This is a genomic window from Alteromonas sp. S167 (assembly GCF_036864375.1).
Taxonomy (GTDB): Bacteria; Pseudomonadota; Gammaproteobacteria; order Enterobacterales; family Alteromonadaceae; genus Alteromonas.
On sequence record NZ_JAZETR010000001.1, the window covers coordinates 67,748 to 79,178 of the forward strand.

10 protein-coding genes are annotated in these 11,431 nt (G+C 42.0%); 6 read left to right on the forward strand and 4 right to left on the reverse strand.

The genetic code is table 11. The annotated features are described in order from the left end of the window. Positions 1–186 precede the first annotated feature (186 nt). The gene (locus tag V7R35_RS00275; protein ID WP_334013244.1) at positions 187–633 is read right to left on the reverse strand and encodes a MarR family winged helix-turn-helix transcriptional regulator; all 447 of its coding nucleotides are present in this window, start codon (positions 631–633) and stop codon (positions 187–189) included. A 164-nt stretch (positions 634–797) separates the two neighbouring features. Here V7R35_RS00275 and V7R35_RS00280 point away from each other — a divergent pair, with 164 nt between their 5' ends. After that, positions 798–1,226 carry an organic hydroperoxide resistance protein gene (locus tag V7R35_RS00280; RefSeq protein ID WP_334012524.1) on the forward strand — a complete coding sequence of 143 codons (429 nt, stop codon included), beginning with the start codon at positions 798–800 and terminating at the stop codon, positions 1,224–1,226. 296 nt (positions 1,227–1,522) lie between these two features. Next, on the forward strand, positions 1,523–3,463 hold the full coding sequence (locus V7R35_RS00285; RefSeq protein WP_334012526.1) for a M1 family metallopeptidase: 1,941 nt from the start codon (positions 1,523–1,525) through the stop codon (positions 3,461–3,463). 54 nt (positions 3,464–3,517) lie between these two features. Here the strand turns inward: V7R35_RS00285 and V7R35_RS00290 are convergent, their stop codons facing one another. Continuing rightward, positions 3,518–4,117, reverse strand: coding sequence for a YigZ family protein (locus V7R35_RS00290; RefSeq protein WP_334013245.1), 600 nt, complete (start codon positions 4,115–4,117; stop codon positions 3,518–3,520). A gap of 190 nt (positions 4,118–4,307) precedes the next feature. On the opposite strand from V7R35_RS00290, the gene V7R35_RS00295 reads away from it, so the two are divergent. Next, entirely contained in the window at positions 4,308–5,573 is a 1,266-nt protein-coding gene (locus V7R35_RS00295; protein WP_334012528.1) for a TMEM143 family protein, read from the forward strand. A gap of 82 nt (positions 5,574–5,655) precedes the next feature. On the opposite strand, the gene V7R35_RS00300 is transcribed toward V7R35_RS00295, so the two are convergent. Continuing rightward, positions 5,656–6,240: a TetR/AcrR family transcriptional regulator gene (locus V7R35_RS00300; RefSeq protein WP_334012529.1), complete on the reverse strand. Its 585-nt coding sequence runs from the start codon at positions 6,238–6,240 to the stop codon at positions 5,656–5,658. Next, positions 6,240–7,097 (reverse strand): phytanoyl-CoA dioxygenase family protein, encoded by an 858-nt coding sequence (locus V7R35_RS00305; RefSeq protein WP_334012530.1) that lies wholly within the window; start codon positions 7,095–7,097, stop codon positions 6,240–6,242. Before V7R35_RS00305 ends, V7R35_RS00300 begins: the two co-directional genes overlap by 1 nt. A gap of 1,090 nt (positions 7,098–8,187) precedes the next feature. On the opposite strand from V7R35_RS00305, the gene V7R35_RS00310 reads away from it, so the two are divergent. From V7R35_RS00310 to V7R35_RS00320, 3 genes are read left to right on the forward strand one after another with little or no spacing between them, the layout of a single operon-like run. Beyond that, on the forward strand, positions 8,188–8,706 hold the full coding sequence (locus V7R35_RS00310; protein ID WP_334012532.1) for a hypothetical protein: 519 nt from the start codon (positions 8,188–8,190) through the stop codon (positions 8,704–8,706). Between the two features lie 11 nt (positions 8,707–8,717). Then, on the forward strand, positions 8,718–9,971 hold the full coding sequence (locus V7R35_RS00315) for a hypothetical protein (protein WP_334012534.1): 1,254 nt from the start codon (positions 8,718–8,720) through the stop codon (positions 9,969–9,971). 14 nt (positions 9,972–9,985) lie between these two features. Then, positions 9,986–11,428, forward strand: a complete 1,443-nt coding sequence (locus V7R35_RS00320; RefSeq protein WP_334012535.1) for a hypothetical protein — start codon at positions 9,986–9,988, stop codon at positions 11,426–11,428. Positions 11,429–11,431 lie beyond the last annotated feature (3 nt).

An 11,431-nucleotide genomic window follows, 5' to 3' on the forward strand; every position in this document is an offset into this window, starting at 1 on the left:
TTGTAAAACCCACATTTTTCACTATGAAAATTTAGCTACTCATATAATGAAAAAACTAATACAACGTAAAAATTAAGATAACGTACCAATTAAGCGAACAAGTGTACGCTTAATTGATAATAGCAAAGTTAAGTCTTAATGTGATGACATAGAGATTACAAATTAAAAAAGAAGCTGTGATGTTGGTTATTCGTCTAATTCATCATTGGCAAAACAGCCGCCTAATTTGTCGAGTAAATCTTTTAACTGGCGACTCTCTTCGGTTGTCATGCCTTGAAGCTTACACAGCATTTGCTTAGGGACTTGTTCAGCTGTTGTTTTGGCATCCTTTCCTTTCTGAGTAAGTAAAACACGTTTAGCGCGTTTATCACTTTCGTCTTTAACGACTTGCAAGAAGCCTTTGCTCTCTAGCTTTTTAAGCATTAGCGACATTGCGCCACCATCAATAGCTGTGCGCGTGAGTAGTTCAGCTATTGTCAAATTATCAGTCTCCCACAAAGCCATTAACGTTACGTACTGTGGGTAAGTAATATCTAACGTTTTTAACAGCGGGCGATAAGCACGTGTGAATGCATTCGACAGCGTATAAAACCGATGACATAACTGATTTTCCAATTTTAAAAGCTCTGACACGTAACTGCCTTCGTATAGTAATAGGTAAACACGTTTTTTATTTTGCATACAAATTACTTGATCTGCAAGTAGCGTTAATGCTAATTTATATTGCATGCAAACTAAATTGCGTTATTAGTATTAACACGTAATATCAATACGTACTATCAACACGGAGAGACTTAATGCACAAATTACAGCAAGTGGTATACACAGGTACGGCAACTGCAACAGGCGGCCGTGAAGGAACAGCAGAATCAAGTGATGGCAATTTAGCGCTTAAGCTTTCTACCCCGAAAGCGCTGGGCGGCGCTGGTGGTGACGGCACTAACCCAGAGCAAATGTTTGCTGCAGGTTATTCAGCATGCTTTATCGGTGCGTTAAAACATGTTGCGGCGTCTCAAAAAATTAAGTTGGCAGATGATATTAGCGTAACCGGCGATGTATCTATTGGTCCTATTGAGCAAGGCTTTGCTATTGCGGTAAAACTCACTGTAGATTTAGGCGATATGGACAAAGCACAAGCTCAAACACTGGTAGATACTGCCCATCAGGTGTGTCCATACTCAAATGCTACCCGCGGTAACATTGAAGTTGAAATTGCACTAGCGTAAGTTCTTATTTTGTTGTTTTCCGTAAAAAGGCCGCTTATGCGGCCTTTTTTGCAACCAGAGCGCTTTCTCTCAATTACGCTGAAGTTGTTATGTATTCGCTTAGCTACTAAAGCCTTGATAGGATAGTGATAAAAGAAGCTTGTGATAGCAGGTTTTTATTTAAGCTTTGTTTTACCTTAACGTGCAGCGCTTAAACATAGTCTTGTTGAAGCATCGCGCTATTTTAAGCATTGCGTTATAAAAGCACCGAGCTATTTAATTACAAAGCTTAGTCATTATTTTGTGTAGGAAAAAGAATGAAAAAATACGGATTACTGACAGGAGCAGTGTGTTTACCGCTTCTATTCGCGTGCAGCGAGAACAATAGTGTTTCAGAAAAAACACAGGCTGATGCGGCAGCGCACAAAGAAGTAGCTAATGAGAGTGTTGATAATGCAGACTCGAGAGGCCTTACACAATCTGATATTGCATCTGGCGTCGACTATCACTCGTTTTCAAACCCTAACGAAATACGTGTTACACATTTAAACTTAGACTTAACAGCAAACTTCGACACTAAACAGCTAGTGGGCTACGCTGAACTTCAAGTAGAGCGAGCGTCGCCGCAGTTTAACGATCTAGTGTTAGATACCCGTGCACTGGATATTAGTGAAGTAACAGCACAGGGTAAACCCGTACCATTTACGCTTGGCGAAAAAGATAAAGACTTAGGTACAGCGCTATCAATCACGCTGCCAGAAGGTGTTAACACTGTAAAAGTTGCTTATGCAACGTCTGCTGAAGCATCGGGCGTACAATGGCTTACGCCAGCGCAAACCGCAGGAAAAGAACACCCGTTTTTGTTTACGCAAGCACAGGCGGTGCACGCACGTAGCTTTATTCCACTGCAAGATTCACCGCAAGTTCGCGTAACCTATAACGCTACCATTAAAACGCCTGAATCTTTATTGGCTGTAATGAGTGCCTCTAACGATCCTGATACCCCACGCGACGGCGAATATGAATTCACCATGCCACAGCCTATTCCGTCTTATCTGATTGCGTTAGCCATTGGTGACTTAAAGTTTAAAGCAATGGGTGAGCGCACAGGCGTGTACGCAGAACCGGCACTGCTTGAAAGCGCTGCGAAAGAGTTTGAAGACACTGAAGCAATGCTTGAAGTTACGGAAAAAACCTATGGACCGTATCAGTGGGATCGTTATGACCTACTCATTTTACCGCCTTCGTTCCCTTTTGGTGGCATGGAAAACCCGCGTTTGTCTTTTATAACGCCTACGGTTATTGCAGGTGATAAAAGCTTGGTTTCGCTTATTGCTCACGAGCTTGCCCACAGTTGGTCTGGCAACACGGTAACCAATGCCACATGGCGTGACCTATGGTTAAACGAAGGTTTTACTACTTACCTAACGTACCGCATTATGGAAATGATTTACGGTAATGATCGTTTCAAAAAAGAAGCGGTGTTGGGCTACCAAGACTTACAAAACGATATAGCAGCCCTTGAAGCCAATGACGAAATTCTTGCTATTGATCTTCGCGGACGTAACCCAGATGACGTGTTCTCAAACATTCCTTATGAAAAGGGCGCGTTGTTTCTGCGGGAAATAGAGCACAAAATTGGTCGTGAAAACTTTGATGCGTTTTTAATGCAATACTTCCAAGACTTTGCTTTTAAAAGCATTACTACCGACACCTTTATCGCGTATTTAGAAGATACCTTGTTGGCACAATACCCCGACAAACTTGATGCAAAGCGCATCAATACTTGGATTTTTGAACCGGGTATTCCACAAGATGCACCAAAACCAGAATCTGATGCCTTCGTAAAAATAGACAAAACGCGTGCGGCATGGCTAGAAGGTAGCGTAAAGGCAGTTGATATCGATACGACAAACTGGACAGTGCACGAGTGGTTATATTTTCTAAATAATATGCCTACAACACTGAGCACGCAGCAGCTTGAAAAGCTAGATACTGCTTTTGCTTTAACCTCTACACAAAATAACGAAATAGCGCATAGCTGGCTAATGATTGCAGTAGCGAATAAGTATGAACCTGCTTATGACCGATTGTATGATTATTTGGTGTCTATTGGTCGAAACAAGCTGGTTAAGCCGCTTTACCGAGAGTTATCGAAAACACCTGACGGCAAAGCATTTGCTAAACGTGCCTTCGAAGAAGCTAAGCCTGGGTATCACCCGTTAACGGTTAAAGCTAATGAGGGATACGTACAGTAATTCCCCTTACTTAAAAAGCAGAGATGCTTAACTAAAAGGTCTAAAAAGCAGCGCTTAGCGCTGCTTTTTTATTGATAAAGCGATAGGCGCCATTTGCTGTTCAAAGTCATCTAGTGCAGCGTTAGGTAGAAGAATATGCATATCAACACAATGAGAATAGTTGCATTGCGCTATTTTGCCAGATGCCTGTTCAACGATATGGCGAACAAATTGTTCGTGTTTAAAATCGACTTCAACAAACACATCGTCTAGCACTATTTCTTCGCGTACTTCTAACGCATCTATAGCCTGTTGAGCGGCTGCAGAATATGCACGTACCAAACCACCAGCGCCGAGTTTTACACCACCAAAATAGCGCGTGACAATAATCATAATGTCACCAATATCTTTGTGCTGAAGTACGTTTAAAATGGGTTTTCCTGCAGTGCCACTGGGTTCCCCGTCATCGGCCATGGCTGCACTGGTGGGCATGTTAGGGTTACCAAAAACATAAGCCCAACAATGGTGTCTAGCATCTGGGTATTTTGCTTTTGCTTGATCAAGCAACGTCATAGCGCTTTCACGCGAGTTAACAAAACCTGCTAACGCAATGAATTTGCTTTTCTTAATTTCGTACAGGGTTTCAACCTGATTGGCGGGAACGGGATAGCTCATGTCGGCATTGTAAACCAAAGGCGATGAACAATTAAGTGCATATGCCATAACCACATTTAAGCTGTAACCCATCTTCTATAGCCTTTTGAGGCATTGTGTTATGTGGAATTTGTGGTTTACTCGTAAATAACTATTAAGCGTGAATTTTATAAGCACGCATTTTCACAACGTGTCACTGATATTAATAAGCATGCCAGCAGAACGATTTATTCCTTTTAGAAAACAAGACGTCATTCAAATGTGCCAACAGGTGCATAGCACTTTTCTTACTCAACATGCACTACACAGCACAGAAGCTGATAGCAACTTTCTTACGTTCGCTAAATTACTTGTTAGTCGCATCCACTATCAGTATCACGAGCAGCTTGAGCAGCTAAAAGATAGTTACGCATTGTTCGAGCCAAATACCGATACGCGAAGGCTTACTTCGGTATCTCGTGACAACAAAAAAAGCGCACAACAGACTTTTTCTAAACGTTTTGCGTCGCTACTCAATGCAGCAAACTTCGAGCGTGTTACCGATGACGATTTAGCGGAAGCGCTAAATGAAGAGTCGTTGTTTAAAGTAAGGCTTGAAGTAAACTTTGATGATTTTGAAAACGTGGTGTTTTATCGACGCGGCGAGTCAATGAAAACCGAAACGCTGCGCTATTTCTTTGGGCTACGCAAGAAAGATATTACTTTTACACATTACGACCGTGTGGCGGTGTTTATCACGTTTAAAGATGAAGATTACTTCAACAACATAAAGCAGAATCCAGTGACATTTACGCCTGGCTCTACCATTATAAAGCTGTTTCAGAATGTACCTAAGGCTGACTTAGAAATGTTGTTCCCCAATAGCGAAGTGCGTATGCGCCCATTAGACAAGTTAATTATTGGTGCATCGGCAGCAGTTGGCGGAACCGTAGTATTAGTAACAAAGTTAGGTGCTTCCTTGGTGTTGATGGCGTCGTTTCTTGCCTTTTATTTTGGCTTAAAAGACGAGTCGGTAGAGCTGACCAAACAAAGTTTAATTACCTTTGGTATTGGCATGGGCGTGTTTGGAAGCTTTATTTTTAAAGAGTGGACGAAATTTAAAAACCGAAAAATTCGTTTTATGAAGGCACTGTCTGACAACCTCTATTTCAAAAACCTAGACAACAATGCTGGCGTGTTTCATACCCTAATCGACGCAGCTGAGGAAGAAGACTGCAAAGAAGCGCTATTGGCCTACACGTTTTTACTACAACATGGCAACGAGGGCCTAACAGCAGATGCGCTTGATACCCAAATAGAACAGTGGTTTAAACATACTTACAGCTGCGAATTAGACTTTGATATACCAGATGCCATGGAAAAGCTAATAGCAATGAAGCTGGTAACGCAGCAGCACGAACGTTATGTCGCACTGCCGCTTAATGAAGCCGTAAAAGAGCTAGATGATTACTGGGATAATATTTATCAGCCCGTTTAACCAAGCTGTCGATTTCTAACTAGACGTTTGCTGAAATTTGATTTTCAGCTTTTTGTTCTGTTCAGAACTACGTCACAGCGCCTCAATTGAGCCCTACAGCTCGCGCAACGAAATTCCACACAGAACGTTGTGCTTGCGCTAGCGTGAGCGGAGGTGATGTGGTTAACGCCACTCTTACCCCGGCCATAACGCCAGCCAACAACATTGATGCCATCATAAGCGGGTTTAGCGAAGGATCTAGTTCGTTAGCCCTTTGTGCGCTGGCGATATTGCTTGCACCTAATTGTTCTAGTCTACTGTTTCGTTCAGCTTCTTCTTCTGCAAAGGTAGGATCGGTACGAAGGCGAGTGACTGCTATCATTGCCACAGGATCTTCGTAGAACAACGTCACCATTGCATTAACGCGAGCTTGTTCTCGCTCAGCCCAAGTGTCTCCCTCAAAAGGAACGCCCGCTACTTTGTCATCGAATTTGGTATAGAAGTCGTTTACTATCGCGTTGATTAGACCTGATTTATTGCCAAAGTGATAATAGGTTAAGCCGTCTGAGACGCCTGCGCGTTTGGCAACATTGGCAACTTCTAAGTCACCGTTGCCAAGCACTATTTCTTTACGCGCTGCGTCTAAAATACGTTGGCGGGTAGATTCCTTCGCCGCTGATTTAGCCATTACAAATTCTCAAGTAAGCGTTTGGGGTGCATGCCATTAACCATTCCAGCAAAAGGCGGATGAATTGAATAACCAAGCATTCGGCGAATATCTTCAGATACTTCTGCAACGACTTCAAGTGGTGTACCCAGAAAATAGTTCTCTTGTGTTCGCAACCATGGCTCACAGTATTGGCATGTTACAGCGAGACGGTTTGCATCAGACTGGTTAGCACCGCCACCGTGCCAAAAGGTTCCCGGATAGAATAAAACTGAACCGGCTTTCATTACAGCAGATATAGCTTCTTCAGGTTGAGGCTTGCGCTCATCATCCCAAGTATGGCTGTTGGGCACAATCACTGTTGCACCATTGGTGTGGGTAAAGTCATCAATTGCCCAAACAGACGCTGCGCCTAGGCCTGCGCGTGGTCTTGGAATTGGGTAAAAACCATCGTCATAGTGCAACGGCTGACCGCTCTCGCCGGGTAATAGGTTAATGACTTGCAGTTGCGACAATAAATAATTCGGCATAAACATTTTGTCTAACATGGCCAAAATACGAGGATGATCAACAAGGCGATCCAATGCTCTTGTTTTGGTGAGTACCGCATATAAGCGTTGTGTTTTATATCCTTCAAAAGCGTTCCTACCTGTTTCTTTTAACAGTGGCCCTATTTCCGCTTTAATGGTTGCAAGTTCTTCAGCAGACAACACGTCTTCAATAACTACGTAGCCTTGTTTTTCTATTTGCGCTAAGTCGGCGTTTGTCACTTCTTCTGGAATTTGTTTTGCGTTTTCGCTCGTGGTTTGGCGGTATTTTCCTGCGTTGTCACCGGAAATATAGTCACTGCTGATATTCTTTGTAGAAAGTGTTGGCATGCTAAATCCTCATTAAGTTGAGTTCAACTCAATATATAGTGTGGTTGAAATTTGTTCAACGCTGTTTCTTTTACAAACAACTTAACCCATTGATAAGTTGTGACTTAAAGTTGCTTTTTATAAGAATTAAACAGACACAGTTTCTAGTTCATTTGTCACACTACTCACTGTTTAACACCCTATTTAACAGCAAGGTTTCATGAAAATACTGCACAAACCTGACTGGCATTTAGGGCATTAAGTGTCGGTGAGTTTGAAAATGTGCGCGATATTTGTATTGGTACCTTAGAAGGGGTCGATTCAAGTGTTTTTCCGCCGTCAGATTACACAGCGCTAAGTCGTATTCATCGCCCCGAGAGTTGGCTAAAACTGAGCATATTCGCCACTCCTGCACCCTAATACCATTAAGCTCTGACGAGCTAAACACCGAAAAAACAGGTAATACTTGTAGAATTTAAAGTAAACAGCTAGTGCACTAGAACAGCAGGACGAGGGGTGCGAAGTGGCGTTGTACTTAATAACGATTGTGCAGTTACAAATGGCAACCCCAAATTTGAGTGTCTTTCTAAAAAATGTAACAGCGCAACGTATTTTAAATTTAAACAGTAGTACAAGATTACTAAAAATTAACTAAAACCAGTACGGTCAGTGCGCAGCCCCTTTCATTCAAAAGACACCTCTATAAAAAATATATATAACTTTTTTTGCATCTAATTAATGAGGTCAATCGTAGAGTCAAAATAATAGACGTAAACGTCTGTTATTAAATAAAAACAGAACGGTAAAAACTTAAGGGCTAGCATAAGACTAACATCTGCGATCAAGGAATAATTTATGTAAACAGGTTCCATCAATAAAACAAAGATAACCTGTCGCCAAAACAATTCCTGAAGTGTTGAGTTAAGGTTCTCCAGTATAACTAAAAGTGCATATATTGCGTTTTTAGCAATGCTGTCTACTCTTCTTATGCTTGAAAACTTATTCGCTAAAAAGCTTGTTTAGTGCACAAAAAATAGAAGAAAAGAGAAACACGTAAATGAACAGTTCGCCAAAGATGCTCAATAGTATCTCTGTAGCATTTCCACTTGTGATGATACTGACAACTTCTGGCTGTGCTCACGCGCAACAGAATAAAAACGTTTCCTATGGTGATTGCGCCTATGTTGATATCGGCGAAGTTGATGAATCTACTCTGACACGCGAAGAGATAATCAAGCGCATGGAAGAGAACCTTTTTGCTGGCTTGGATAACACTGAAGAGTGCATGAAGGCCGCGGTTGCAACTAGTAGCAAAAAAATTGGTGATGCAGCTGGCGGCGTAACTGGTTTCGGCGGAAATCAAGCCTCAGACAGTAGTGGGAGTATAGAAGCTAGTTCTTCAGGGCAGCCTGGCAACTATGTTGGTAGCGGCGGGGAAGCAGACCAAGACCAATCTAATTCTAATTCAGAAAATAACTCAGGGGCTGCATCCTCTGGCTCCTCTCCAAATTCCGTTACAACAGGAAATTCAGCTGTTTGTGACACAGTTTCAAGAGGTCTTGCGGAAGTTAAGACAGATGAGGAAAAAGCTCATTGGTCGGGGCTAAGTCAAAAATATAACTGTAACTAAAAGGAACAAAAATGAAGTTAATTGGAAACAAAAGCGCACTTGTAGCGCTACTTACATCATCTCTCGTGCTAGTAAGCGGTTGTCAGTCAACCTCCTCTAAAGTTTCTAGTGTAGGGCCTTCTATGGTTGGGCCCGGTGCGGCTCAGCCTTTAGGTTCAAGCAAGCCGGTTTATACGTACAATTCAGATATTTTTTTGAACGTTGCCGTGCCGGTTTTTGACCCGGGCTTCCCCATGAATGGCAATGTCATCGATTATGACGAAATCGAAGAAGAAGGTATTTGGCCTCAAGTTCGCCGTCTTGAAGCGAATCGTTTTGCGATTGCTACTAAGGACGCATTATCAGAAACGAATGCATTCGGCTCCATCCACGTCACTCCAGACGCCTCTGCTGTCGCTGATGTCTATGTTCTTGGTAATATTATTACGTCAGATACTGAAACAGTTGAATTAAACATCAAAGTTATGGATGCGAAGAACACTGTTTGGGACGAAGAAAAATTCGAGTACCGCGTAAGCGAGGGTTGGTATCGCGATGCTATGTCACGTGGTGAAAACCCCAACGGACCTATCTTTACTGAAGTTGCAACTTTTGTGTACAACCTCTTAATGCAAAAAACTGAAGTATATAAGAAGGAAGTACAACAAGTTGCTGACTTACGTTATGCAAACATGTATGGCCCTGAAACTTTCAGTAAGTACTTAAGTACTTCCCGCAAAGGTGTGATTGAGCTTGTGAGCATGCCGTCTGAAAATGACAGAATGCTAAAGCGGATAGAAGCCATTCAGGCCAAAGATGAACAGTTTTTGGATCAGCTTCAAGATAGCTATGAGTCATTCTGGACGATAACTGAGCAACCTTATCGAGATTATCAGCGCGAAACTCTGCCCGAAGCGAAGCGCATTCGAGAGTTAGAGGAAGAACGCACAAAGAAGCAAGTCGTAGGTGGTTTACTAGCAATCGGTAGTGCACTGTTAGGGAAGAACTCTGGCTCTTCTCTTGGTCAGGCAACTGCACTAGTTGCAGGTGTTGGTGCGGTTGCTTCCATCACATCAGCTGTGAAAACAAACAAAGAACTGCAAACTCAGCGCAAACTTGTTGATGAAATGGGACAAAACTTAGACATCGAAGTCGCTGAGCAGATTGTTGAATTCAATGACCAGCGCATAGAGTTACAGGGGACGGCGACAGAGCAATATTATCAGCTTCGCTCTCACCTAAAAGAAATCTATGAAATGGAATCTACTCCTTTGACCGCGTTGTAGGAATACATAAAATCATGGCCAACCTCGATACTGAAATCATCGAAAGCAAAGCAAAAAAGAAAGCTTTAGTTCAAAAAGTTGCAATTGGAACCGTTGCGCTTGCAGTGTTGAGTGTTGGCACTTATGTGTTTATAGACCAGTTACCTGACACAGAACCTGTTTCAGAAATGGCACCTCTGCCAGCGCCTTCCCAAAAAACGAAACAACAATCTAAAAGTAAGCCAACAAATAAAGATCGCGCAGAATTACAAAAAAGACTTTCTGAAGTGAAAAAGCAAATCACTCCGCTTATTGAACAGTTGGAAATGGTTTCTGAATATGAAGAACGCGCACAGTTTTTAGCGGTTAGGATGGAAGATGCCTATTATGCTTACAGCAAACCTGACTATGACATAGCTGACAGTATTCTTGACGAAATAACGTCTATCTCTGCGGAATTAAAGAATAAATTACGCACAGCATTTGAGCAGACTTTTAATGACGCACAACAATCATTTGATGAAAAAAATATCGGTTCAGCGTTATACCACATCAATGAAGCGCTTAGGTTACATAAAACTTCTAACAAAGCGATATCTCTCAAATTTCGCATTGATGCTTATGAACTCGTACAACAAGCTCTTGAAGAGTATCGCGTAGGTGTTGTAGAGCGTAGCCTAGAAAAGCAGCGTAAAGCATTACAAAAGGCTCTCACATTAGATCCACAGCATACGGATGCTAGAGAAAAACTGTCCCGCGTAATCGAATCAATCAAAGAACGTGATTTCTACCAATTAATATCAGATGCAGATGGTGCAATTAAAAGTGTGGAATTTGAAAAAGCTAAATTATTAATCAGCGAAGCGAAAATTCTTTACCCAAATCATCCTAACCTTCGTACATTAAGGGATCGACTCGCTGGGTTAGTCAAAGATAAGGAATTACGTGAACTAACTAATAAGATAAAGATGTTCATAACACTCGATGAGTGGGATACGGTCGAAATACTTACCAATCAAGGGCTAATGAAATTCGAAAATGATGAATTTTTGAACGAAGCCAGAAATCATGCAGAACAAATTGGAAACGCGTTGTCGGTTATTGAAAGCTACAAAGCTAACCCATCGCGTTTAGCTGATGACAACATTCGACAGCGAGCACTAACAGCAGTTGCGGACGTCAACTATCTTCGTGAGTTCAGTGCAAAGCTAAGTGAAGAAATAGATGCCCTTGAATCGCTCATCGTAAAGCAAAACACCCCAGTACCATTAACTATCACGTCAGATGATAACACTTATATTAGGGTTTTGAGTGTCGGTATTGTTGGTAAGGTTGACGAAAAAATAATCTCACTCAAACCGGGTAAATATCAATTAGAAGGCAGTCGTGATGGTTATCGCTCGGTCATTTTCGATATTGTCATATCCCCTCAAACATCTAACCAAAGCGTTTACATAGCTTGTTCTGAACGCATTTAAAAC